This is a genomic window from Mesorhizobium sp. M1A.T.Ca.IN.004.03.1.1 (genome assembly GCF_003997555.1).
GTDB lineage: Bacteria > Pseudomonadota > Alphaproteobacteria > Rhizobiales > Rhizobiaceae > Mesorhizobium.
The window spans coordinates 18,241-41,492 of sequence record NZ_RZTV01000002.1 but is presented as its reverse complement, the minus strand read 5'-3'; the positions used below and the strand labels follow the sequence as shown (position 1 = coordinate 41,492).

Here is a 23,252-nt window from a genome sequence, read left to right as displayed (position 1 = left end):
GCGCCGCAGAAGAAGGCCGGCGCTGCTTGGGAGGAAGCTGGAAAGCGCCGGCCAAGCGGGAAAATCAGGCCCGCCGCAGGATCAAAGATAGCTGAGTCTCTCCGCCGCGTCATGGGGCGATCGCGCTAGCCGGCTACAGGTATCCGTCCAAACGCTTTGTCGGCCTTCAAAGATCGGAGAATCTCAGGGGTGTGTTTGCGTCGCTTGCGCCGCCGCGTCACGCCATCGCGGCGCGCGCCAGCGGCACGTTGGCGATCTCCAGGTCCAACTGGCGCTGCGTCAGCGCCGCTTCGGCCATGATCCACTGCTTGAACAGCTCCACCTTGCGGGCGCCGAGCGCCTTGATGGGGCTGACGAAATACCAGCCGGCGGTGTTGGGATGGTGGACCGCGAAGGGGGCGACCAGCCGCTCGGCTCGGATGTCGCTTGCCATATAGGCGCGGTTGGCAACGGCAAAGCCCATGCCGGCATTGGCCGCCTCGTAGGACATCATGCAGGAATCGAAATAGATGCTCTTGGTCTCGCCAAGCACGAAACTCGCGCCGGCAAAAGCCAGCCACGACTGCCAGTTCTGGGTGCAGGTGTCGGAGTGGAGCAGGGTGAAGTGCCTGAGGTCCTCCGGCGTCACCTTGGACAGCGGCTTGTCGCCCAGCACCTCGCGGAACAGCTTGCGGCTGCACACCGGCGTCAGGTCCTCCTTGAACAGCAGCACGGAGTTGAGGCCGGGGAAATTGCCGTCGCCATAGCGGATCTCGAGATCGTATTCGGAGGTCGCGAATTCATGCGTGGCATAGGAAGTCGAGACCCGCATCTCGATATCCGGATACTGCCGCTGGAAGGTGGCAAGCCGCGGAAACAGCCAGCGCGCCGCGAAGGTCGGCAAGACGCAGATCTTCAGCACATGCGCCTGGGATTGGCCGGTCGCCTCCATGCTGGCAGCCACGATCCGCTCCAGCGCCTCGCGCACGCGCGCCACGTAGGTCTCGCCTTCCGGCGTCAGCGACACCGCGTTGCCGCCGCGCTGGAAGATCTTGAAGCGCAGCTGGTCCTCCAGGCTCTTCACCCGCTGGCTGACGGCTGAGGCGGTAATGAACTGCTCTTCGCCCGCGCGCGTGAAGTTGCGGTGCCTGGCGGCGCTCTCCACGATTTTCAGCGAGTTTAAGTTGACCTGGCTGAGCAGACGCACGGGGTTCGACCTTTAGCTATGCTTAAAGTAGCACCAGCATTCCTAAATTTACAGGGGCGGGTGCTCAATCGACTGTTTACCAAGTGTTGCCCCCACCTTGGAGAAGTAGAATGAACGCCCATACAATCCCCGAACTGCGCTATGCGATGAGCCGTGAAGCCATCATCGGTCATGATACGGCGTGGAAAGTGTCGAGCTTCGGCGTCGCCCAGTATCTTCACGGCTACGACCCGCAACTGCTCGCCGCGATCGAGGAGGCGGCGCTCAAGCTCAAGGCCAGCCACGCCGTGCACAAGCATCTCGACCTCACCTTCATCACCGGCGCGGACCGCTACATTCCCGAGATCAAGGAACTGCTCAACGACAAGCTGCGGCTGGAACGGCTGTCCGACATGATGGGCACCAAGCTCGAACCCTATCCGCTGTCTATCGTCGGCTCGACCGTCACCTTCATGAACCCCAAGGACGGCGCCGTCGACTGGCACTGCGATGGCGTTCCGGTCACGGAACTCATTCCGCTCTCGATCAGCGATCCTCTGATCGGCGGCCATCTTGAAATCTATTGCGACGATTCCGAGACGGGGCGTGCCATCCTCGAATCCGGCAGCGACCTGCCGCGCAACAGGGTCATGCGCATCGACCACAAGATGAATTACGCCACGCTCGGCCAGTTCCTCGGCGTGCTCCATCGCACCGCGCCGATCCAGCTCGGCTCGCGCGTCACCCTGGTGCTCAACCAGCGTTCGGTGGCGAAGCCCTATGTCGACGACAACCGCATGTTCTACCTCGCCGCCGACAACGATCAGGACCGCGGCTGGGTGAACGAACTCGCCGAGGACGTCTGGACGAACCAGCTGCCGGCCTATCGCCGTCATGCAGAAGAACATCCCGTGCCGAAGCCGGCTGTCGATCCGGTCTCCGGCGGAGCCAGGGAATCGTGGTAGTGGCTGACGATCCGGCCGGTCGCCAGCCGCCTTCAGCATCGCTGAGCCGTGGCCCGGTCGCCGCCGGAAGGCGGAAGGACCGTTCCAGCGCTGCTCCCCCGGCGGCGCTGAGCTTTGCCCTCGGCGCCGTGGCGCTCTGGGCGACCAACGCTTTGGTCGGCAAGACGCTGCTTGCCAATCACCCGGTATCCGAGGTGCAGTTCCTGCAGTTCTCAGGCGCCGCGCTGGTCTTTGCGCTGATCAGGTTCTTCCCTTCTCCCCTTGTGATCAAGGGGGCCGGACGGATCGCCGACGCAGGAGTTTCTTCCAACATCTCTCATCCGTCTCGGCGCTCCGTGCCGATCCACCTTGTTCCCCAAGGGTATAAGGGGAGAACCGTGCTCGCCTGCGCCGTCGGCTTCATCGGCCTGGTCGGCACCATGGCGTTGCAATACATCGCCTTCGCCTCGATGCCGGTCATCGAGGCCAATCTCGTTGCCTACACCTGGCCGCTGATGGTCGCCGCCGCCGTCATCGTGCTCGGCCGCCCGAGACGGCCGCTGCTGCTTGGACTGACCGCCGCGCTGGGCTTCACCGGCGTCGCGCTGGTGATCTCCGGCGGAGGCGCGCATGCCTGGTTCGGAGGTAGCCCCGTCGGTTATTGCGCCGCCTTCGGCTCGGCACTTTGCATGGCCTTCTACTCGCTTGCCGTCGGCCGCCTTGCCGTGCCGCCGGATCGGCTTCTGCTGCCTTCGGCCCTGATCGGCGTGGCGCTGACCTTCGCATGGTGTCTGCATGACGGCGTCGCCGCTCTGGGCGGCTTGGACCTGCTGCTAGGACTCTATCTCGGCGCCGGGCCGATGGGGCTCGGCTATTATTTCTGGTCGCGCGCGCTCAGCCTCGATCAGGATGGGCGGCTTGCGGTCGTGGCGTATCTCACGCCGATCGCTTCCACGCTTTTGCTGGCGCTGTCGGGCGAAAGCCTATCGATGACGGCCATGGCTGGCGCCGTCCTTGTCATCGGCAGTTGCATTGCTGTCGGCATCGAACGTCCGGAGGGCTGAAGACCATGCCAGGGATCGTACCAGGAAACATGCCAGGGAGCGGGCTTGACGACGACGAACGCCGGGCCAGACAGGAGGCGCATTGGCTGGTCAAGGAATTCGGCGCCGAGGCGCAGCTCTATGCCGCCATGAAGGCTGAGAAGGCCATCGAGCAGAAGGATTTCGGCCGCTGCGCCCGCTGGAAACGCGTGCTGGAGATTCTGACCGACGGCCCGACTGATCTCCGGCGCGGCGCTGCCGCGAAATAAGCGACTTGCCCTAACGAATCGGGCATGATCGATGATCCGAGCCAGCGCTGCTCGCAAGTATTGGCTTTCCGTCCAGAATTCCGATTTTTGCAGGAATTACTCGTAGAAATTGAAGTGCTGTTGCGTCATTTACTCGCCCGTGCAGAGCTTCGGTGCTGTAAAGTGTTTGTTTGTAGGTATTAGAATTCCTAACTTGCGCGGTCGCGGCCCGCGGTGAAAACATACCTTCGGTATTGAGTCTCGCACGTCTACTGACTCTGGACGTCCGTTGGGGGACAGGTCCAATAAGATACCTAGACTAAAGTCTTAAAAACAGCTGGTCATTTGAGAGCCAGCAGAAGGTGAAAAAATTGTCCAATATCGACGACAAGACTGCAATCGAGCTGACCGCCGACATTGTTTCGGCCTATGTGGGCAACAACCCGCTTCCGGCATCCGGCCTGCCTGATCTGATCGCCAGCGTCAGCGCTTCGGTGCGCAAGCTCGCCGGGGGCGCCCCGGTGAAGGAAAGCGCGCCGCAGACGCCGGCCGTCAATCCGAAGCGTTCGGTATTCCCCGACTACATCGTCTGCCTCGAGGACGGCAAGAAGTTCAAGTCGCTGAAGCGGCACCTGTCTACCGACCATGGGCTGACGCCGGACGAATATCGCGCGAAATGGGGCCTGCCGGCGGACTATCCGATGGTGGCGCCCAGTTATTCGGCCACTCGCTCGGCGCTCGCCAAGTCTTCCGGCCTGGGCCGCAAGCCGGCCGCGGATTCCGGCAGGGGCAAGCGCAAAGCCAAGGCCTGAGCCGAAGATCATGCTGCCCGCAACGGACGGCGCCACGCCGTCGGCCGACTGCTTTGCCGCGCTCGACGCGTTGCGTCGCAGGGTGGCTATCCAGTCTTGCGCCGATGCCGGCGAGGGGGTCAAGGCGCGGCGCGTCCTGTTTTCATTGGACCTGCCGGCCATCGATCTGCGTACCGCGCTCGACGCGCTCGACAATTTCGAGCGCGCCATCGTCGAGCATGACGACCGGCCGGTCGTCGCTGCGCGACGGCTGAGATGCCTCGCGGTCCTGGACAGCATCGTCGGCGGCTGAAAAGGCGCATGGTCAAGGCGGTTCCGAGACAACCGCGCAGCGGTTTTCCGGAATCATGTGAGGAGCGGTATTCAGCGTCAGCACCTGTTGCCGGACCCGCTCGGGCCGCCTTCAATTGCGCGGCAGCTTGCGCGCCCCGGTGCCTCGATCCTGGTCGGCCGCGAGGCTGTCCGCCTCGACGGCGGTCATTTCCAGAAAATAGACAAGCATTTGATAGCGCGTGCTTGAAAGCATCTTTGCCAGCCTGCGCGTGATCTCCGCCACATATCTCAGCAGATCGTTTGCCGCCCCGTCCATCGTGAGCTTCTAAACAAGCCAAGTTATTGTTGTTGTTCTTCTTGATCATTCTTGGCGCTTACGCGCCACTCACAGTGCAATGCCAAATTCGCAGGGTCACGACAAAACTGAAGTCAATTTTCGGAAAGCATCAGGCCTGGGCCAAAAGCTTTCGACGCACGGCAGCCCACAGCGGCGCTGCGCCGCCGGCCTATCGGTCTATTGCCTAGGCAACGTCTGGGATTGTTTTCCAGGATAAATTTGGATCAGCAGGTGTTTCGTCGCGTCCGCCTCTGGCCTGCCGGTCATCTCCCCCACTTGGGCGGAGACTGGCAGCGTCGACGCCGCGCTTGCCGGGTCAGTTAAGGGGAGCACTGCGGCCGTCTCGCCCTCAAACAGCACCACTTGTGTCGCCAGCGCGGCGGTCGTGGCGACCTGGAAGAAGATGAAGGCGAGGGCGAAATAGCGGATCACGGGGCTCACAACGCTTCGGCCGGCAACTGGTTCCCTGATTGGGCTCGGGACCGGCGCCCGGAACCACGGCTAGCCGTCCTCCAGGCCTGGCTCTTGCGAAGCGCCGACGTCCGGTGCAAAAGCCCGCCCATGCTTATCATCAACGATCTCTCGCTGCGCATGGCGGGGCGCCTGCTTCTCGATCATGCCTCGCTGACCCTGCCGGCCGGCACCAAGGCCGGTCTCGTCGGCCGCAATGGCACCGGCAAGACGACACTGTTCAAGGCAATCACCGGCGATTTCCCCTCCGAGACCGGCTCGATCAGCCTGCCGAAAAACACCCGCATCGGCCAGGTCGCACAGGAAGCGCCGGGCACCGAGGAGCCGCTGATCGACATCGTGCTGAAAGCCGATGTCGAGCGGCAGGCCTTGCTGGAAGAGGAGAAGACCGCGACCGATCCGCACCGCATCGCGGAAATCCACACGCGGCTCGCCGACATCGATGCGCATTCGGCCGAATCCCGCGCCGCCACCATCCTTGCCGGCCTCGGCTTCGACGATGCGGCGCAGAAGCGCCCGGCTTCGTCCTTCTCCGGCGGCTGGCGCATGCGCGTGGCCTTGGCCGCCGTGCTGTTTTCCGAACCCGATCTCCTGTTGCTCGACGAGCCGACCAACTATCTCGACCTCGAAGGCACGCTCTGGCTCGAGAACTATGTCGCAAAGTATCCGCACACGGTTTTGCTCATCTCGCACGATCGCGACCTGCTCAACCGCGCGGTCAATTCGATCGTCCATCTCGACCAGAAGAAGCTGACCTTCTGGCGCGGCGGCTACGACCAGTTCGAGCGCCAGCTCACCGAGCAGCGCGAGCTGCAGGAAAAGAGCCGCGTCAAGCAGGAAGCGCAGCGCAAGCATATGGAATCCTTCGTCGAGCGTTTTCGCGCCAAGGCCTCGAAGGCCAGGCAGGCGCAATCGCGGCTGAAGGCGCTGGAGAAGATGAAGCCGATCGCCGCGGTGGTGAACGACACGGTGCGGCCGTTCTCCTTCCCCGAGCCGGTGAAGACGGTGGCCTCGCCGATCGTGGCGCTCAACGGCGTCAATGTCGGCTACACCGAGGGCAACCCGGTGCTGAAGAAGATGACGCTGCGCATCGATGCCGACGATCGCATCGCGCTGCTCGGCGCCAACGGCAACGGCAAATCGACCTTCGCCAAGATGCTCGCCGGCCGCCTCAAAGCCGAGACCGGCACGATGACGGTGGCTCCGGGCCTGAAGGTGGCGATCTTCACACAGCACCAGCTCGACGATCTGCGTCCCGAGGAAAGCGCCTATGAGCATGTGCGCCGGCTGATGCCGGATGCGCCGGAAGCCAAGGTGCGCGCCCGCGTCGCGCAGTTCGGGCTCTCGACCGAAAAGATGAACACCGCGGCCAAGGACCTGTCCGGCGGCGAGAAGGCGCGTCTCCTGATGGGGCTCTCGGCCTTCGAGGGGCCGAACCTGTTCATCCTCGACGAGCCCACCAACCACCTCGACATCGACAGCCGTGAATCGCTGATCCATGCGCTCAACGATTTCCCTGGCGCGGTGATCCTCATCTCGCACGACCGGCATCTGCTCGAGGCCACCGCCGATCGCCTCTGGTTGGTCAAGGACGGCGCGGTCAATCCTTATGACGGCGACCTGGAGGATTATAAAACGCTGGTCACCGGCGTTTCCTCAAATCGTCGCGAGCAGAAGGAGGCGGACAAGGCATCCAAGGCCGACCGTCGCCGCGAGGCCGCCGCCCGGCGCTCGGCGCTCGAGCCTCTAGCCAAGGAGATCCGCGCCACCGAGGCGCTGATGGACCGCATCCGCAAGCGCATCGACCTGATCGAGGACGAGCTCGCCAACCCGGCGATTTACGAGAAGGACCCCTCGACCGCGACGCGGCTGGCCAAGGAGCGCTCGCAGCTTGCCCACACACTTGCCCTCAACGAGGACAAGTGGCTGACGATGTCGGCGGAATATGAGGAGGGGATCGCGGAGTAGGGCGGTTCCCCTTCTCCCCTTGTGGGAGAAGGTGGATCGGCGCGAAGCGCCGAGACGGATGAGGGGTGTTGGATGGAGTGACGCGCCGAACAACAGGCGGCTTCGATCGCCCATTTCTTTGTCGTAGCGATCCTTCCAACACCCCTCATCCGACCGAGCTTCGCTCGGCCTCCTTCTCCCACAAGGGGAGAAGGAGGAGCCCCATCTGGCCCTACACCTCTCCCGCAAAACCCGCTACACACCCTGGCATGAACCAGCACGCCAAGCTCGGGATCGGCCATTCGGCCTGTCCGCATGACTGTCCTTCCACCTGCGCGCTCGAGGTGGAGCTGCTCGACAATAACCGCATCGGCCGCGTCCACGGCGCGAAAGCGAACAGCTACACGGCAGGAGTCGTTTGCGCCAAGGTCGCGCGATATGCGGACCGCGTCCATCACCCCGACCGGCTCCTGAAGCCGCTGGTGCGCGCGGGCGGCAAGGGGGAGGGCGCCTGGAAGGAAGCCAGCTGGGAAGCGGCGCTCGACCTCGTCGCCGAGAAGTTCATCGCGGCGGAAGAGAAATACGGCTCGGAGACGGTCTGGCCCTATTTTTACGCCGGCACGATGGGATTGGTGCAGCGCGACGGTATCGAGCGGCTGCGGCACGCGAAGAGATATTCGGGCTTCTTCGGCTCGATCTGCACCAATCTCGCCTGGACCGGCTGGATGATGGGAGCGGGCGCTCTGCGCGGCCCCGATCCGCGTGAGATGGCGAAGTCCGACTGCGTGGTGATCTGGGGCACCAATGCCGTGGTTACCCAGGTCAACGTCATGACCCATGCGACGAGGGCGCGAAAAGAGCGCGGCGCCAAGATTGTCGCCATCGACATCTACGACAACGCCACCATGAAGCAGGCCGATCTCGGCCTGGTGCTCAAACCCGGCACCGACGGCGCGCTGGCTTGCGCGGTCATGCATGTCTTGTTCCGCGACGGCATGGCCGACCGCGCCTATCTGGAAAAATACACCGACGATCCGCGCGGGCTGCAAGAACATCTGAGGACGCGCACGCCCGAATGGGCGGCGGCAATCACGGGTCTGACAGTCACCGAGATCGAGACCTTCGCGCATCTGGTCGGCACAACGAAGAAGACCTACTTCCGCCTCGGCTACGGTTTTGCGCGCCAGCGCAACGGCTCGGTCAACATGCATGCCGCCTCATGCGTCGCGGCGGTTACCGGCGCCTGGCAATATGAGGGCGGCGGCGCCTTTCACTCCAATTCCGGCATCTTCAAGCTGAACCAGGATGTGCTCGAAGGCACCGCGATGCGCGACCCGAAGGTGCGCTATCTCGATCATTCGCGCATCGGCCCGGTGCTGACCGGTGCCGAGGATGCGCTTTATGGCGGCCCGCCGGTGACGGCGATGCTGATCCAGAACACCAATCCCGCCAATGTCGCCCCCGAGCAGCGGCTGGTGAGAAAAGGTTTCCTGCGGGAGGACCTGTTCACCTGCGTGCACGAGCAGTTCATGACCGATACGGCCAAGCTCGCCGACGTCGTGCTGCCGGCGACGATGTTCTTGGAGCATGACGACATCTACAAGGGCGGCGGCAACCAGCACATCACGCTCGGCCCCAAGCTGATCGATCCGCCGGAAGGGCCGCGCACCAACCACTACGTCAATGAAGAACTCGGCAAACGGCTGGGCGTCGGCGACCGGCCGGGCTTTGGCCTGACCGAGAAGGAGCATATCGACATCATCCTCGGCAAGCGCGGGCTAGGCAGCTTCGACAGCCTGAAGGAACAAAAGTGGGTCGACCTGCAACCCGATTTCGACGACGCGCATTTCATCAACGGCTTCGGCCATGCCGACAAGAAATTCCACTTCCGGCCCAATTGGACCGGGCAGTCGGCGCCGAACCGGCCGCCGAAGAGCATGGGCTTGTTCGGACCGGTCGAGCGCCTGCCCCAATTCCCCGACCATGTCGAGCTGATCGAGCTCGCGGACGAAGAGCATCCGTTCCGGCTGGCAACTTCTCCGGCGCGCAACTTCCTCAATTCCAGTTTTGCCGAGACGCCGGTGTCGAAAGCCAAGGAAGGCAGGCCGGAGCTTTTGCTGCACCCGGAAGATGCCGCGGCGCTCAGCATCGAGGACGGCGGCCGCGTTGAGATCGGCAACCGGCGCGGCGACGTGGTGCTGCATGCCAGGTTCTTCGACGGCGTGAAGCGCGGCGTGGTGATTGCGGAAGGCATCTGGCCGAACAGTGCGCATGAGCGCGGCGAAGGCATCAACGTGCTGACCGGTGCCGACGCCCCGGCGCCCTATGGCGGTGCTGCCCTCCACGACAACAAGGTCTGGCTCAGGGCGCTGTGATGGTCTGTGGCGCGAGCTCGGCAGGTCACATGCCCGGGAGATTAGCCGAAAACGCCCGTTGCTTCGTCATCCAAGGACGGAGCAAGGAGCGAAGCGACGGGCGAGGTGTCCCTTGCCGCAACAGCCATTGAAAATAGCCATCGCCGGCGCGCTCGGCCGCATGGGCCGGGAGATGACGGAGGCGGTGCAGGTCGATCCGCGGCTGGAGCTTGTCGCCCGCTTCCATCGACCGGGCAGCACGGGCGAGGGGCCGGTCGCGCGCGACGCGGCGCTGGCGCTTGCCGACGTCGTCATCGACTTTACCACGCCGGCGGCGTCAGTCGAACTAGCAAAGGCATGCGCGGCGCGCGGCGGTCCGGCGCTGGTGATCGGCTCCACCGGCTTAGATGGTTCCGAGCTGGAGACGATCGCCGACGCGGCGAAGACGATCGCGATCGTGCGCTCCGGCAGTTACTCGCTGGGTCTCAACATGCTGACCGGGCTGGTGGAGCAGGCGGCGCGGGCGCTTGGGGCTGACGATTGCGACATCGATATCCTGGAAGCGCACCACCGTTTCAAGGTCGATGCGCCGTCCGGAACGGCGCTGATGTTGGGCGAGGCGGCGGCGCGCGGACGCGGCGTCAGGCTGGACGAAGTGGCGCGGCGCGCTCGAAATGGGATTGTCGGCACACGCCCTGCCGGCGAGATCGGCTTCGCCGTGCTGCGCGGCGGCAGCATCATCGGCGAGCATTCCGTCAGCTTCCTCGCCGAGGGCGAGGCGCTGACGCTCTCGCACTCGGCTGGCGACCGCTCGATGTTTGCTCGCGGCGCCATCGCGGCGGCACTCTGGGTGGCCGGACAGTGTCCAGGCGAATACGGCATGCACGATGTGCTTGGCTTCGCCGCTTCGTGACCAGCGATAGCTGCGGAATTCGCTCTTTCGGCCGCTAAAATGACTGAAAGCCAGCTGAAAGCTTGGGCATGCCATGACATTTTTGCGGCGTTCGCCGCGGGATCGGTCCGGGAGCGGGCCGGCAAGGAGGAAATGCGGCGTGGCCTGGTGGCACGCCGCCCAGGTGGAGGAAGTTACGTGACCGGTTTCATCTCGAAGTGCGTCTTGCGTTCGGCGGCGCTTTCGTTTGCCATCGTCGCCGCGGGCGCCACGGCGGCATCGGCTGCCGACAAGATCACTATCATCGTCGGCGGCATGGAAAAGCAGATCTACCTGCCGGCCGTGCTCACCCAGCAGCTCGGCTACTTCAAGGATGAGGGGCTCGATGTCGAGCTGGTCAACTCCCGCGCCGGCGTCGAGGCCGAGAATGAGTTGCTGGCCGGTGCCGTGCAGGGCGTCGTCGGCTTCTATGATCACACCGTCGACTTGCAGTCGAAGGGCAAATACATCCAGTCGATCGTCCAGTTCAGCCAGGCGCCGGGCGAGGTCGAGCTGGTTTCGGCCAAGCATCCGGAAATCAAATCGCCGGCCGACTTCAAGGGCGCCACGCTCGGCGTCACCGGTCTTGGCTCCTCGACCGATTTCCTGACGCAGTATCTCGCCGTGCGCAACGGCCTGAAGCCGGGCGACTACACGCTGCTGCCGGTGGGCGCCGGCAACACTTTCATCGCCGCCGTCAAGCAGGACCAGATCCAGGCCGGCATGACCACCGAGCCGACCATCGCCAAGCTGCTTCAGACCGGCGAGGCCAAGGTGCTGGTCGATATGCGCACGCCCGAAAAGACCAGGGAAGCGCTGGGCGGCGACTATCCGGCGGCATCCTTCTATGTCCAGTCCGCCTGGATCGAGAGCCATAAGGACGAGGCGCAGAAGCTCGCCAACGCTTTCGTCAAGACGATGAAGTATATCGCCAGCCATTCGGCCGAAGAGATCGCGGACCAGATGCCGAAGGATTATTACGCCGGCAACAAGGACCTCTATGTGCAAGGGTTGGCCGGCGGCAAGGCGATGTTCACGCCTGACGGCCGCATGCCCGCCGATGGCCCGGAGACGGTGCTGAAGGTGCTGTCGACCTTCTCGAAGAGCCTGCAGGGCAAGCAGATCGACCTGTCGAAGACCTATACCACGGCATTCGTCGACGCTGCCAAGTAGCGCCGACAGGGAGCCGGGCCTGCCGGCTCGGTCGTTGAAGAACAACAAGTTGCGCCGCTTGCCTGAATCAATTCGGCAGCGGCGCCTTTCCGGATACCGAGGCGCGGCGGGCCCATGGGCTCGAGCCCCAGTCATCCTCGCACTATCGCTACAGGAGTGTGCCATGCAGTTGCAAACCATGGCGGCCGAGAAATTGTCTCCGGCCGCGCCGCCGGCCGATGCCGCGATCGCCATCGACGATGTGACGCTGCGCTTCGTCACCCCCGACGGCCACATGATGACGGCCATCCGCGATTTCACCATGACGGTGGCGCGCGGCGAGTTCGCCTGCGTCGTCGGGCCGACCGGCTGCGGCAAGTCGACGACGCTTAACCTCGTCACCGGGCTGCTCAGGCCGACGACCGGCAATGTCCGCGTCATGGGCAATCCCGTAACCGAGATCAGCCGCGACATCGGTTTCGTCTTCCAGGCAGACGCGCTGTTTCCGTGGCGCAGCGTCATCGACAACGTCGCCGCCGGCCCGCTCTATCGCGGCACGCCGAAGGCTCAAGCCTATGACCGGGCGCGCGACTGGATCGCCCGCGTCGGCCTTGCGCGTTTTGAGAAACACTATCCGCACCAGCTCTCTGGCGGCATGCGCAAACGGGTCGCGCTAGCGCAAACCTTCATCAACCAGCCAAAGATTCTGCTGATGGACGAGCCGTTCAGCGCGCTCGACATGCAGACCCGCACCGCCATGCAGGACGAGCTGCTCGGCCTCTGGTCGGAACTCAAATCCTCCGTCGTCTTCGTCACTCACGATCTCGAGGAGGCGGTGGCGCTGGCCGACAAGGTCTATGTGCTCACCGCCGGGCCGGGCACGGTGAAGAGCGTCTACCGCATCGACCTGCCGCGCCCGCGTGTCATGGCCGACATCCGCTACGATCAGAAATTCATCGAGATCGCCAAGGTGATCTGGAACGACCTGCGCGACGAAGTGCAGCTCGGCCAGAGCCGCGGCCTGCAGACCGGCCATTGAAAGGAGACTTGCCATGACCGCCATCTCTCCAGCCTCTCACCAAGCCGCCCGCGCGACCTCGATCGTCGCCGCGGAAGCCCGGGCGAGGGCGCGGCTGCGCCGCCGCCATGCCTTGGTCATCGGCCTGCGGCTCGCCATCCTGATCGTCTTCCTCGCTCTTTGGGAACTTGGCGCCGATCACGGCGTCATCGATCCGTTCTTCTTCTCAAGCCCCTCCGGCATCTGGGAGCAGATCTGGTCCTGGGTCACCGAGGGCACCTCGCAGGGGCCGCTCTGGCTGCAGATCTATGTGACGCTCGAGGAAACTTTCCTCGGCTTCGCCATCGGCGCCGTCGGCGGCATCGCCGCCGGCATCATCCTTGGCCGCAACAAGCTCCTGGCGGATGTCTTCTCGATCTACATCAAGATCGCCAACTCGGTGCCGCGCGTCGTGCTGGGCTCGGTCTTCATCATAGCGCTCGGCCTCGGCATGGCCTCCAAGGTGGCGCTGGCCGTCGTCATGGTGTTCTTCGTGGTCTTCGCCAACGCCTTCCAGGGCGTGCGCGAGGCCGACAGGGCGATGATCGCCAACGCCCAGATCCTCGGCGCCTCACCCTATCAGATCACCACCACAGTCATCATTCCCTCGGCCATGAGCTGGATCCTGGCGAGCCTGCATGTCAGCTTTGGCTTCGCGCTGGTCGGCGCCGTGGTCGGCGAGTTCCTCGGCGCCAAGCAGGGCATGGGCTTGCTGATCTCGACCGCCCAGGGCGCGTTCAACGCCAATGGCGTCTTCGGCGCCATGATTATCCTGGCGGTGATGGCGCTGGTGGTGGAGTTCATCATCACCCGTTTCGAGAACTACGTCGTCAAATGGCGTCCGGCGCCGTTCAACGAGCAGGGGGCCTGACCGCTCCAGTCGGCCTGTCCTGGGGCGCGGCGAGCGGCAGCCGGACCTCGACCCTGAGCCCGCTGCCGGCGGCCCCGCCAAGCGCAACGCTGCCGCCGGCATTCTCGACCACCTCGCGTACGATCGCGAGTCCGAGCCCGCTGCCTTCCTCGGCAGCACCGGCAATGCGGTAGAAGCGCTCGAAGACCTGCTCGCGCTCTTCGGCCGGAATGCCGGGACCGGTGTCGGTGACCGTCAGCACGCCCTCGCGACCGATCGCGGCCAGCTGGACGGTCACCGTGCCGCCGGCTGGCGTGTAGCGCAGCGCGTTGTCGACCAGGTTGACGATCATCTCGCGCAGCATGGTGCCCTCGCCGATGACGGGAACAGGTCCGGCTTCCTCGAGCCCAAGATCGATGTTGCGCTCGACGGCCTTCGGCGCATGTGTTTCCAGCACCTCGCGGGCGGCTTCGGTGAGGTCGATGCGGTCGGCACGCGGCCGGCGGCTGCCCGGCTCGGCGCGCGACAGCGTGAGCAGCTGTTCGGCCAGCCGCGCCAGCCGGCCGGAGCCTGCCTGTAGAGCCACCAGCGCCTCCTCGCGCCGGTCGGCGGCGCTTTCGCGCAGCACATAGCTCGCCTGTGTCGACATGAGCGCCAGCGGCGTACGCAGCTGGTGCGCGGCATTGGCGATGAAGCGGCGCTGCGCCGCCATCTGCGCCCGCACGCGCTCCATATAGGCGTTGAGCGCGTCGATCAGCGGCCGGATCTCGCTTTGCGCGCCCGGCACCTCGACCGGGTCGAGATCGCTGCGATCCGGCGAGCGCACCGTATCGCGCAGGCGCATCAGCGGCGCCAGCCCGCGGCGCAGGCCAAGCAGCACGAAGAGGCCGGCGATCGCCACCAGCGCCAGCTGCTGGGCAAAGGCGCTGAACCACAGCCGCTGCACCATCGCGTCATGGCCGGCGAGCGTGACGCCCACCGTGACCCTGATCGGCGAATCCGTGCCGGCGCCGATCACGGCATGGCTGAGCGTTGTCAGACGCAGCCGACGATCGCGATAGGAAGCCTCGATGCTGCCGCTCTGCGACGCCTGGGGGAGGTCGGGATATCCGGTCAGCAGCCGGCCGTTGGCGGTCTCGACCCGGTAGTAGACGCTGTCGCGGTCGCCGGTGTCGAACATCTCGATCGCCGCCGGCGGAATGGTGGCGTCGAGCACGCCTTCGGCCATCGCCACCCGCTCGGCGATCGCGCGCGCCGAGCCGACCAGCATCCGGTCGGTGACCAGATCTGCCGTCGCCAGCGCGTTGCGCTGGCTGGTCCACAGATTGACCGTCACCAGCGCGGTCAGCGGCAGCACCACCCAGGCCAGCAATTGCAGGCGGAGGCTGCTAATTTTCATGGCCCTAATCTTCATGGCGGAGCAGATAGCCAAGGCCGCGCAAGGTGGCGATCTGCACGCGCGAGCCTTCCAGCTTCTTGCGCAGCCGATGCACGTAGATCTCGATGGCGCTGGGATCGGCGTCGGTGTCGAAGTCGTAGATCGCCGTCGAGAGTGCCGCCTTGCTCACCGTGCGCCCCGCCTTGACTACCAGCTGTTCCAGCACCGCATGTTCGCGCGGCGTCAGCGAAAGCGCCGCGCCGCCGAGCGAGAACAGCCTGGTGTTGGTGTCGAAGACGAGGTCGCCGCAGGAGATGACGGGCGCTGTCCGGTCGTTGGCACGGCGCAGCTGCACGCGGATGCGCGCTTCCAGTTCCTCGATCTGGAAGGGTTTAGCCAGATAGTCGTCGGCGCCCTCGTTGAGGCCCTTCACCCGGCCGTCGAGACTGGCGTTGGCGGTGAGCACGATGACCGGCACCGGGTTGCCGCGTGCCCTCAGCCGCTTCAGCACCTCCATCCCGCCCATGCGCGGCAGGGCGAGGTCGAGGATGATCAGCGCATGGTCGCCGGCCGCCAGCGCATGCTCGACGTCCTCGCCGTCATGTACCACGTCGACGACGTAGCTCGCCTGGCGCAGCGTCTTGCTCAGCCAATCGGCCAGTTCGCGATTGTCTTCGACAAGCAGGAGCCGCATCGTCCATCGCTGTTCGGCAATGCCTCCATCCGGGTGGCGCCGGGCTTTCGCAAGCGCGGCCCGGCGGTCCGAACGGACAGTTTGAAAGCAATCGATAGTCTCGATCCGCGGACAAGGCAAACGCCGGCTGAAATCGGTTCCGTCGGTCAGCCTGGAGGCCCAATTCGCTCGCGCGATGGATAAAACCGAACGGTTCGGTTCAATTTATGTTGACGGTTCGTGTAACTCAGGTGAACGCTGGCTCGTTGTCCAGACCGTGAAACCTCGTCGGCTAACACTGCAAGTAGTTGATATTCAAACAAAAGAATGTGGCAGCCGCGCTGTTCACGCGATTTCAAGGTCGAACCGAACGGTTCGATTTGCACATCTTCGTGATTGGAAATGGCAACAGGACCGACCCATCTCGGGGTGGTCCGAGCGACGCGAATTTCCATTACGGCACGCCACTTGACGGACAGAATTTTGAAAATCTGGAGTACCTAAAATGAACAAGATTGCTCTTACCGCCGCGGTCCTTCTCGTTGCCACGGGCAGCGCCTTCGCCGGCAGCGACCATTACGGTTCCGACAACGTCAACCAGCCGGCCGTCACCCAGTCGGTTGCGCCGCGGTCGGGCGACAACATCGACCGCAGCATCACCGGTTCGATCCGCAAGTTCGAGCAGCGCGATCTCAGGATCACGCCCGATCAGAACCAGCCGGAATCCGGCCAGGGCATTTGGGGCCGCTAGGCCTCCGTCCCGAACCGATCAGAACCACAACTCTCAAATCTGGAGTAACTGAAATGACCAAGATCGCTCTTACCGCCGCTGCCCTTCTCGTTGCCACTGGTGCTGCTTTCGCCGGCTCCGACAACTACGGTTCGGCTAACGCCAACCAGCCGGCTGCTTCGGTCGACACCTCGTACACCGCTTCGGTCAAGAAGTCTGATGCGAATGTCCAGAAGCCCGTCACCCAGGGCAGCGACCGCGACCTGTTCGGCAACCACTAACCGGCCGCCAGCCCGACCTCTTCAAACTCACCCCTCAAATCTGGAGTAACTGAAATGACCAAGATCGCTCTTACCGCCGCTGCCCTTCTCGTTGCCACCGGTGCCGCTTTCGCCGGTTCCGACAACTACGGTTCGGCCAACGCCCACCAGCCGGCTGCTTCGGTCGATACCTCGTACACCGCTTCGGTCAAGAAGTCTGATGCGAACGTCCAGAAGCCGGTTACCCAGGGCGCCGACCGCGATCTGTTCGGCAACCACTAGACGGTCGATCGTCGATAGACCTGAAAGCGGCGGGTTTGTCCCGCCGCTCTGCTTTTATGGAGCCGGCTATCCGCAGGCCGGCTTGTGTCGTGACTATAGGCCCGGCTGCGCACAGAGGCGCTCTATTCCAAATCCTTCGGCCTGACGAAATGCGTCAGTCGCGCTCCGCCGAAGTCGAGGTTCGCCCAATCCTCCTTCACCGTGAACCGGGCCAGTGCCGCCGTCGGAAACTTCGCTTCGACTTTTTTGAACACGCCCTCATCCGATCCGGTGCCGGCGAGCCGCAGCACGAAATTCTGCAGGCCGGGATTGTGACCAATCACGATCAGGCTGGTGGCTTTCGCCTGCCGCACGCACGCCAGGATGGCGGCCGGCGCCGCCGCGTAGAGCTCCTCGGCGAATTCCGCTGGCCCATGCTTCGGCAATTCGGCGGCGACCAGTCGCCAGGTGTCGCGGGTGCGCAGCGCCGGCGAGACCAGTGCCAGATCCGGCAGCCAGCCGCGCCGCGAAAGCTCGCGCCCGATCAGCGGTGCCGTCTTCAGCCCGCGCGGGGCGAGCGGACGGTCGAAATCGGCGAGCTTGGGATCGTCCCGGCTCGACTTGGCATGGCGCAGCACAAGGAGTTGTCTGGGCGTCGCCATGGCAGTCCTACGGCGTGATGCGCGCCAGCTGTTCGAGGTCGGTTTCCTCGCGCAGCGGGTCGGGCGCCATCACCACTGAAGTGGCGTTGTCGGCGTCGTCGGCGAAATGGGCAAGCACGGTGTGGCCCTTTTCCATGCGCGCCTTGCCTTCGGCGACCAGCCCTAGCGCCAGCGGATAGAGCCGGTGCTCCACCTTCAGCACCCGCGCGGCTAAAGTGTCCTCGTTGTCGCCGACCATCACCGGCACGGCGGCCTGGGCGATGATCGGGCCGTCATCCATCTCGGGCGTGACGAAATGCACGGAGCAGCCATGGATGCGCACGCCCGCGCGGATGGCGCGCGCATGCGTGTCCAGCCCCTTGAAGGCAGGCAGAAGGGCAGGGTGGATGTTGACCATGCGCCCCTGCCATTTTTCGACCAGGCCGCGGCCGAGGATGCGCATATAGCCGGCCAGAGCCACGATCTCGGCGCCGAAGCCGGTAAGCGCGGCATCGATCGCAGCGTCATGTGCGTCCTTGCTCGGATGGTCGGCGCGCTGAATGACCTTGGTGGCGATGCCGCGCGACTGCGCGAGGCCGAGGCCCGCGGCGTTCGCACGATCGGAGATGACGCCGACGATCTCGGTCGGATAGGTCGGGTCGCTGGCTGCCGCGATCAGCGCCGTCATGTTGGAGCCGCGGCCCGAGATCAGGACGACCGTGCGTTTCCTGCTCATAGTTCGATCGAGCCCCGGTAGATGACGCCGGCGTCGCGGCGCGGCACGATGCGGCCGATCGGCGTCACCGTCTCGCCGGCTTCCTGCAGCACCGCCGCCACCTGCGCCGCCTGGCCGGAAGCAACCGCGAGAATCATGCCGATGCCGCAGTTGAAGGTGCGCATCATTTCTTGCGGCGCGACGCCGCCGGTCCTGGCGAGCCACGAGAATACCGGCGGTACGTCGATCGCTTCGAGGTCGAGCTCGGCGGAGAAATCCTTGGGCAGCACGCGCGGAATGTTTTCCGGAAAACCGCCGCCGGTGATATGAGCCAGCGCCTTGATGCCATGCGTGTTGCGGATCGCCTTCAGGATCGACTTCACGTAGATGCGCGTCGGCTCGAGCAGCGCTTCGGCGAGGCTGAGCTCATCGTTGAACGGCGCAGGATCGCTCCAGCCAAGTCCGCTCGCGGCAACGATGCGGCGCACCAGCGAAAAGCCGTTGGAGTGGAGGCCGGAGGAGGCGAGGCCAAGCAGCACGTCGCCCTCGACGATGTCGTCGGTGGGCAGCAACTGGCCGCGCTCGGCCGCGCCCACGGCAAAGCCGGCAAGGTCGTAATCCTTGTCGTGGTACATGCCGGGCATCTCGGCGGTCTCGCCGCCGATCAGCGCGCAGCCGGCCTGACGGCAGCCTTGCGCGATGCCGCCGACGATGGACGCGCCCTGGTCCGGATCGAGCTTGCCGGTGGCGAAATAGTCGAGGAAGAACAGCGGCTCGGCGCCCTGCACGACAATATCGTTGACGCACATTGCGACGAGGTCGATGCCGATGGTGTCGTGCTTGCCGGAATCGATGGCGATCTTGAGCTTGGTGCCGACCCCATCATTGGCCGCGACCAGCACCGGATCGGTGAAGCCGGCGGCTTTCAAATCGAACAGGCCGCCGAAGCCGCCGATCTCGCCGTCGGCGCCCGGCCGGCGCGTCGCGCGCACGAGCGGCTTGATCTTCTCGACCATGAGATTGCCGGCATCGATATCGACGCCCGCCTCGGCATAGGTGAGCCCGTTCTTGCGCTTGGCCTTGTCGCCGTTGCTCATCTTCGGCTCATCCCTGTTTCCATTGCGGGCTCATCGCATGAATGGTTTCGAGGGGCAAGGCGCGTGAGAGCCAATCTCCCCCCTTGAGGGGGAGATGTCGCCGGAGGCGACAGAGGGGGGTCGCCTCGCGTGGAGCTCCAGCGCCTTGTGCGCCAGAGACCATCTTCCCCCTCGAGCGGGGAGATCCGCAACTCCTCCCTTGCGTGCGCCTCTCATCTCCATCAACTATCTTCCAACAAAACCCATGATGGGACATCACGTGACCATACCTAACATGATCACGATCATGCGGCTGTTGCTGGTGCCGGCCGTGGTGCTGGCCATGCTGCAGGCGCACTGGGACTGGGCCTTTGCCGGCTTCCTCGTCGCCGGCATCTCCGACGGCGTCGACGGTTTCATCGCTCGCCGCTACCGGTTGTTCTCGCGGCTCGGCGCTTATCTCGATCCGGTCGCCGACAAGCTCCTCCTGGTCTCGGTCTTCGTCGTCATGGGTTATGCCGGGGAACTGCCGCTCTGGCTTGTCGTGACCATGGTCTCGCGCGACGCGCTGATCGTCTGCGCCGTGCTTTTGTCCAGCGTGATGGCGCAGCCGGTCGAGATGAAGCCGCTCTTGGTGTCGAAGGTGAACACCGCCGTGCAGATCGCGCTGGCGGCGCTTGTGCTGGGCGAGCTTGCCTTTTCCATGCATCTCTATCCGCTCCGGCCGGCCCTCATATTGCTCTCGGGGGTCTTGACCGTGGCTTCGGCCGCGGCCTATCTCGTGGCCTGGCTAAGGCATATGAGTGGCTATGGCGAAGGCTCCCGGACGAGCAACACCAAGTCGGGCAATTCCAGCACGGACACCTGACGGCGAAGCCTGGACGGCCGCGGCCTCGACCGCGTTGCGCCGGCAGATCGCGTTCTGGCTGATCGTCGCCGTGCTTCTGGCGCTGTTCCTCTATGTCTTCTCCGGCATCCTCTTGCCCTTCGTCGCCGGCATGGTGCTCGCTTATTTCCTCGATCCGGTGGCTGATCGGCTGCAGCGGCTCGGCCTCTCCCGGCTGATGGCGACGGTGGTGATCCTCATTGCCTTCGTCGTCGTCGTAGTGCTCGCCTTCGTTATTCTGGTCCCTGTGCTGGCCACGCAGATGGCCGATTTCGCGCGCAAGCTGCCGGAATATCTCACCCGCCTGCAGTCGCTCATCACCAGCTTCGACCCGAAGTGGCTGGAGCAGCGTTTTGGCGTCAACGCGGCCAGCCTGCGCGAAGGACTGAACTCGCTGCTCACCACCGGCTTCGGGCTGCTCACCACCGTCTTCACCTCGATCTGGAGCTCGGGCGTGGCGCTGGTTTCGGTGGTCAGCCTCTTCGTCGTCACCCCGGTCGTTGCCTTCTACATGCTGCTCGACTGGGACCGGATGGTGGCCGTGGTCGACAGCTGGGTGCCGCGAGATTATGTCGAGACGGTCAGGGCGCTTGCCCGCGACATCAACACCGCCACCGCCGGCTTCGTGCGCGGGCAGGGCACGCTCTGCCTTGTGCTGGGCGCCATGTACGCTACCGGCCTGACGCTGACGGGGCTGAACTTCGCCATCCTCATCGGCTTCTTCGCCGGGCTGATCTCCTTCATCCCCTATGTGGGCTCGCTGACCGGGCTGGTGCTTGCTGTCGGCGTCGCCTTCGTCCAGTTCTGGCCGGATTGGACGATGATCGTGGCGGTGGTCTGCGTGTTCTTCGTCGGCCAGTTCATCGAGGGCAATATCCTGCAGCCGAGGCTGGTCGGCAAAAGCGTCGGCCTGCACCCGGTTTGGCTGATGTTCGCGCTCTTTGCCTTCGGTGCGCTGTTCGGCTTCGTCGGCCTGCTGATTGCGGTGCCGGCTTCGGCGGCCATTGCCGTGCTGGTGCGCTTTGCGATTGCCCGCTACCTCGAATCGCCGCTTTACAACGGCCATGCCACAGAGCCAGCACCTCCTTTGCCGGCGGATCGCGGCGGCGGCCGCCGCTCACAGCCGCGTGGCTGAAATGACTGGCGAACGAACCGATCCACCGCGCCAGCTGCCGCTCGATCTCGGCCACGGTACCGGCTACTCGCGCGACGAGCTCGTCGTCTCAGGCGCCAACGCGCAGGCCGCAGCACTGGTCGACCGCTGGCCGGACTGGCCCGCGCCGGTGGTGGTGCTCGCCGGCCCTCCCGGGTCCGGCAAGACGCATCTCGCCCAGATCTGGCAAGCGCATGCGCACGCTGTCGCCATCGCTCCCGACAGCATCGGCGAGCACATTGGCGGGCTAGGTGCGAGCCCCGCGCTGATCGACGACATCGACAAGCTCCCGATCGACGAGCAAGGCCTGTTCCACCTGATCAACACCGTGCGCGGCGCCGGCTCCACGCTGCTTCTGACGGCGCGGCGCTTTCCCTCGGCCTGGCGCGTCGCGCTGCCGGATCTCATCTCGCGGCTGAAAGCGGCGGCGACCATCGAGATCCACGAGCCGGACGACCTGCTGCTCGCCGGCGTTATCACCAAGCTCTTCGCCGACCGCCAGGTCGAGGTCGAGCCGCATGTCGTGCAATATCTGGTGCGGCGCATCGAACGCTCGCTGGCGACCGCCATGCGGGTCGTGGAGCGCCTCGACCGCGCCGCTCTCGAGCGCAAGACGCCGATCACCCGAGCGCTTGCCGCCGAGACCGTCAGCGCCATGGATGAGGGCCAGGGCGAGTTCGATATTTAGAGTATCGAGGAAGGCTGTTCTCGAGGTTGTGCGCTCTTTACGCCCATAGTCCGGCCAGATGCCGAGCCAGCAGATAGACCCCCGTATGCGTCGCCACGCAGCATGCGGCGACAAAGACGAAGAGCACCAGGCTGGCGATCCGCGACGGGGCGACGCTGCCATTCTGCCTCTTGCTCGGCCGGTTGTTCCAAACCCACAGAGTAGCGCACAGGATTGCCCAGGCGACCGCGACCGGAACCGCGAAGCCATAATAGGCCAAATAGGCCGGGCCGATCAGCGACAGCAGCGCCTCGAGAATAGGCATCCAGAGTCCCCCTTGCCCCGTTTGCCCGGAGTCTAGAGCAACTCCGGGAAAAGCGCGTAGCGGTTTTCCGTCCGGAGTTGCGGGACGATCGTGGCTGTCCCATTTCGAGCCATTTCCCTGGCATCCATCTTGCAGCGTGGAAGGGGCCGGTTGATCCCGGTCCCGGTCACATTGCAGATCGGGTTGTAGGCTCGCCGGGCTCGAGGTTGTTGGGGACTCGCCCGGCGGGTTTACTCGGTTCCACGCCGACGGCTCCCTTCAGAGATCAAGGCCTGTTGCTCGATGCTGGACACCTTCAGCCCGTCTTGCCATGGCTGGTGAGCAAGCGCAGCACTTGCACGCTCTTCGGCAGCTCGATCAGGAATTCCGCGTCGCGGTCGAGGTGGTGGACCTGGGTCGGCCCGCCGCCGGTGAAGCGCGCCATTGCCTCGATGCTCTCCCAATAGGAGATCGTCACGAACTCGGAATGGGTCGCCGTGTCCTCGCGAAATGTCTGGACGCCGACTGCCTTTTCGATGAGCGGCTTGATGCCGGTCTCGTAATTGTAAGCTTCATAATCGTCGGCTTTTTCCGGCAAGGTCCGGCCGCGCCAGATGCGGGCGATGGTGGGGGTCCTTGGAGTGTCGGCCATGGCAACAGAACTTCTGAAGGCCGACAGGGTTCCCGAAGCGCGGGCTCTAAGATGTTCAGGAAACTGGTCGGAGTGGCGTGATTCGAACACGCGACCCCCTGATCCCAAATCAGGTGCGCTACCAGGCTGCGCTACACTCCGAACGGCATCCCCATAGGGTTCCGAACCATTTTGAGCAAGCCCCAAAATGGAAGAGCGGAACGAACGGCGTACATTGGCAGAGTCCGGCACGCAAAGTCCCACGGAAAGTCCCACGGTGTTGCCCAGTCGTT

At 64.5% G+C, this 23,252-nt stretch carries 27 protein-coding genes and 1 tRNA gene; 17 read left to right on the top strand and 11 right to left on the bottom strand.

Translation table 11 applies throughout. From position 1 onward, the window contains the following. Window positions 1–217 precede the first annotated feature (217 nt). Window positions 218–1,186 carry a LysR substrate-binding domain-containing protein gene (locus EOD29_RS06120; RefSeq protein ID WP_127216510.1) on the bottom strand — a complete coding sequence of 323 codons (969 nt, stop codon included), beginning with the start codon at window positions 1,184–1,186 and terminating at the stop codon, window positions 218–220. 110 nt (window positions 1,187–1,296) lie between these two features. On the opposite strand from EOD29_RS06120, the gene EOD29_RS35830 reads away from it, so the two are divergent. From EOD29_RS35830 to EOD29_RS06090, 5 genes are all read left to right on the top strand, one after another. Next, complete coding sequence (locus EOD29_RS35830; RefSeq protein ID WP_066995820.1) at window positions 1,297–2,130, top strand: hypothetical protein; 834 nt, start codon at window positions 1,297–1,299, stop codon at window positions 2,128–2,130. Beyond that, window positions 2,130–3,173, top strand: a complete 1,044-nt coding sequence (locus EOD29_RS06105) for a DMT family transporter (protein ID WP_245475255.1) — start codon at window positions 2,130–2,132, stop codon at window positions 3,171–3,173. The genes EOD29_RS35830 and EOD29_RS06105 overlap by 1 nt, the downstream gene beginning before the upstream one ends. A gap of 5 nt (window positions 3,174–3,178) precedes the next feature. Beyond that, window positions 3,179–3,421 (top strand): hypothetical protein, encoded by a 243-nt coding sequence (locus tag EOD29_RS06100; RefSeq protein WP_245475253.1) that lies wholly within the window; start codon window positions 3,179–3,181, stop codon window positions 3,419–3,421. Between the two features lie 350 nt (window positions 3,422–3,771). After that, window positions 3,772–4,212 carry a MucR family transcriptional regulator gene (locus EOD29_RS06095; RefSeq protein ID WP_066995912.1) on the top strand — a complete coding sequence of 147 codons (441 nt, stop codon included), beginning with the start codon at window positions 3,772–3,774 and terminating at the stop codon, window positions 4,210–4,212. A 10-nt stretch (window positions 4,213–4,222) separates the two neighbouring features. Continuing rightward, on the top strand, window positions 4,223–4,504 hold the full coding sequence (locus EOD29_RS06090; protein WP_127246179.1) for a hypothetical protein: 282 nt from the start codon (window positions 4,223–4,225) through the stop codon (window positions 4,502–4,504). A 111-nt stretch (window positions 4,505–4,615) separates the two neighbouring features. Here EOD29_RS06090 and EOD29_RS06085 read toward each other — a convergent pair whose 3' ends face one another. Both EOD29_RS06085 and EOD29_RS06080 read right to left on the bottom strand, forming a co-directional pair. Continuing rightward, the gene (locus tag EOD29_RS06085; protein ID WP_127246178.1) at window positions 4,616–4,801 is read right to left on the bottom strand and encodes a hypothetical protein; all 186 of its coding nucleotides are present in this window, start codon (window positions 4,799–4,801) and stop codon (window positions 4,616–4,618) included. 198 nt (window positions 4,802–4,999) lie between these two features. After that, the gene (locus EOD29_RS06080; RefSeq protein ID WP_127246177.1) at window positions 5,000–5,254 is read right to left on the bottom strand and encodes a hypothetical protein; all 255 of its coding nucleotides are present in this window, start codon (window positions 5,252–5,254) and stop codon (window positions 5,000–5,002) included. A gap of 129 nt (window positions 5,255–5,383) precedes the next feature. Here EOD29_RS06080 and EOD29_RS06075 point away from each other — a divergent pair, with 129 nt between their 5' ends. The 6 genes from EOD29_RS06075 (at window position 5,384) to EOD29_RS06050 (ending at window position 13,605) form a co-directional block, all read left to right on the top strand. Further along, entirely contained in the window at window positions 5,384–7,261 is a 1,878-nt protein-coding gene (locus tag EOD29_RS06075) for an ABC-F family ATP-binding cassette domain-containing protein (RefSeq protein WP_127246176.1), read from the top strand. A gap of 248 nt (window positions 7,262–7,509) precedes the next feature. Beyond that, window positions 7,510–9,615, top strand: a complete 2,106-nt coding sequence (locus EOD29_RS06070; RefSeq protein WP_127246175.1) for a molybdopterin oxidoreductase family protein — start codon at window positions 7,510–7,512, stop codon at window positions 9,613–9,615. A gap of 112 nt (window positions 9,616–9,727) precedes the next feature. Continuing rightward, window positions 9,728–10,507: a 4-hydroxy-tetrahydrodipicolinate reductase gene (dapB, locus tag EOD29_RS06065; protein WP_281059206.1), complete on the top strand. Its 780-nt coding sequence runs from the start codon at window positions 9,728–9,730 to the stop codon at window positions 10,505–10,507. A gap of 204 nt (window positions 10,508–10,711) precedes the next feature. Then, a complete protein-coding gene (locus EOD29_RS06060) occupies window positions 10,712–11,698 on the top strand; it encodes an ABC transporter substrate-binding protein (RefSeq protein ID WP_245430701.1) in 987 nt (328 codons plus the stop codon). Window positions 11,699–11,861: 163 nt separating this feature from the next. Further along, window positions 11,862–12,716 carry an ABC transporter ATP-binding protein gene (locus EOD29_RS06055; RefSeq protein WP_127246173.1) on the top strand — a complete coding sequence of 285 codons (855 nt, stop codon included), beginning with the start codon at window positions 11,862–11,864 and terminating at the stop codon, window positions 12,714–12,716. A 13-nt stretch (window positions 12,717–12,729) separates the two neighbouring features. After that, window positions 12,730–13,605 carry an ABC transporter permease gene (locus EOD29_RS06050; RefSeq protein WP_127246172.1) on the top strand — a complete coding sequence of 292 codons (876 nt, stop codon included), beginning with the start codon at window positions 12,730–12,732 and terminating at the stop codon, window positions 13,603–13,605. Here EOD29_RS06050 and EOD29_RS06045 read toward each other — a convergent pair. Together EOD29_RS06045 and EOD29_RS06040 are read right to left on the bottom strand one after the other, a co-directional pair. Next, window positions 13,586–14,983 (bottom strand): sensor histidine kinase, encoded by a 1,398-nt coding sequence (locus tag EOD29_RS06045; RefSeq protein ID WP_095826472.1) that lies wholly within the window; start codon window positions 14,981–14,983, stop codon window positions 13,586–13,588. The two genes, EOD29_RS06050 and EOD29_RS06045, sit on opposite strands and share 20 nt — an antisense overlap. Before the next feature lie 4 nt (window positions 14,984–14,987). Further along, on the bottom strand, window positions 14,988–15,656 hold the full coding sequence (locus EOD29_RS06040) for a response regulator (protein ID WP_067330446.1): 669 nt from the start codon (window positions 15,654–15,656) through the stop codon (window positions 14,988–14,990). 484 nt (window positions 15,657–16,140) lie between these two features. On the opposite strand from EOD29_RS06040, the gene EOD29_RS06035 reads away from it, so the two are divergent. From EOD29_RS06035 to EOD29_RS06025, 3 genes are read left to right on the top strand one after another with little or no spacing between them, the layout of a single operon-like run. Continuing rightward, entirely contained in the window at window positions 16,141–16,386 is a 246-nt protein-coding gene (locus tag EOD29_RS06035; protein ID WP_066995852.1) for a DUF680 domain-containing protein, read from the top strand. Window positions 16,387–16,439: 53 nt separating this feature from the next. Next, entirely contained in the window at window positions 16,440–16,646 is a 207-nt protein-coding gene (locus EOD29_RS06030) for a DUF680 domain-containing protein (protein WP_066995857.1), read from the top strand. Window positions 16,647–16,700: 54 nt separating this feature from the next. Then, window positions 16,701–16,907, top strand: coding sequence for a DUF680 domain-containing protein (locus EOD29_RS06025; protein ID WP_067330449.1), 207 nt, complete (start codon window positions 16,701–16,703; stop codon window positions 16,905–16,907). 122 nt (window positions 16,908–17,029) lie between these two features. Here the strand turns inward: EOD29_RS06025 and EOD29_RS06020 are convergent, their stop codons facing one another. From EOD29_RS06020 to purM, 3 genes are read right to left on the bottom strand one after another with little or no spacing between them, the layout of a single operon-like run. Continuing rightward, the gene (locus EOD29_RS06020) at window positions 17,030–17,548 is read right to left on the bottom strand and encodes a histidine phosphatase family protein (protein ID WP_067330453.1); all 519 of its coding nucleotides are present in this window, start codon (window positions 17,546–17,548) and stop codon (window positions 17,030–17,032) included. A gap of 7 nt (window positions 17,549–17,555) precedes the next feature. Next, window positions 17,556–18,263 carry a phosphoribosylglycinamide formyltransferase gene (purN, locus tag EOD29_RS06015; RefSeq protein WP_066995863.1) on the bottom strand — a complete coding sequence of 236 codons (708 nt, stop codon included), beginning with the start codon at window positions 18,261–18,263 and terminating at the stop codon, window positions 17,556–17,558. Then, window positions 18,260–19,339, bottom strand: a complete 1,080-nt coding sequence (purM, locus tag EOD29_RS06010) for a phosphoribosylformylglycinamidine cyclo-ligase (RefSeq protein ID WP_095826474.1) — start codon at window positions 19,337–19,339, stop codon at window positions 18,260–18,262. Before purM ends, purN begins: the two co-directional genes overlap by 4 nt. A 259-nt stretch (window positions 19,340–19,598) precedes the next feature. Here purM and EOD29_RS06005 point away from each other — a divergent pair, with 259 nt between their 5' ends. The 3 genes from EOD29_RS06005 to hdaA are packed head-to-tail and all read left to right on the top strand — an operon-like array spanning window position 19,599 to window position 22,045. After that, window positions 19,599–20,186 carry a CDP-alcohol phosphatidyltransferase family protein gene (locus EOD29_RS06005; RefSeq protein WP_127246171.1) on the top strand — a complete coding sequence of 196 codons (588 nt, stop codon included), beginning with the start codon at window positions 19,599–19,601 and terminating at the stop codon, window positions 20,184–20,186. Next, window positions 20,128–21,339: an AI-2E family transporter gene (locus EOD29_RS06000; protein ID WP_067330460.1), complete on the top strand. Its 1,212-nt coding sequence runs from the start codon at window positions 20,128–20,130 to the stop codon at window positions 21,337–21,339. The genes EOD29_RS06005 and EOD29_RS06000 overlap by 59 nt, the downstream gene beginning before the upstream one ends. Before the next feature lies 1 nt (window position 21,340). After that, window positions 21,341–22,045 carry a DnaA regulatory inactivator HdaA gene (gene hdaA / locus EOD29_RS05995; RefSeq protein WP_127246170.1) on the top strand — a complete coding sequence of 235 codons (705 nt, stop codon included), beginning with the start codon at window positions 21,341–21,343 and terminating at the stop codon, window positions 22,043–22,045. Window positions 22,046–22,082: 37 nt separating this feature from the next. Here hdaA and EOD29_RS05990 read toward each other — a convergent pair whose 3' ends face one another. The 3 genes from EOD29_RS05990 to EOD29_RS05980 all read right to left on the bottom strand — a co-directional run bounded on the left by EOD29_RS05990 (window position 22,083) and on the right by EOD29_RS05980 (window position 23,121). Further along, a complete protein-coding gene (locus EOD29_RS05990) occupies window positions 22,083–22,349 on the bottom strand; it encodes a hypothetical protein (RefSeq protein WP_127246169.1) in 267 nt (88 codons plus the stop codon). A gap of 295 nt (window positions 22,350–22,644) precedes the next feature. Then, the gene (locus tag EOD29_RS05985) at window positions 22,645–22,980 is read right to left on the bottom strand and encodes a hypothetical protein (RefSeq protein WP_067330472.1); all 336 of its coding nucleotides are present in this window, start codon (window positions 22,978–22,980) and stop codon (window positions 22,645–22,647) included. A 64-nt stretch (window positions 22,981–23,044) separates the two neighbouring features. Next, window positions 23,045–23,121, bottom strand: a tRNA-Pro gene (locus EOD29_RS05980). Window positions 23,122–23,252 lie beyond the last annotated feature (131 nt).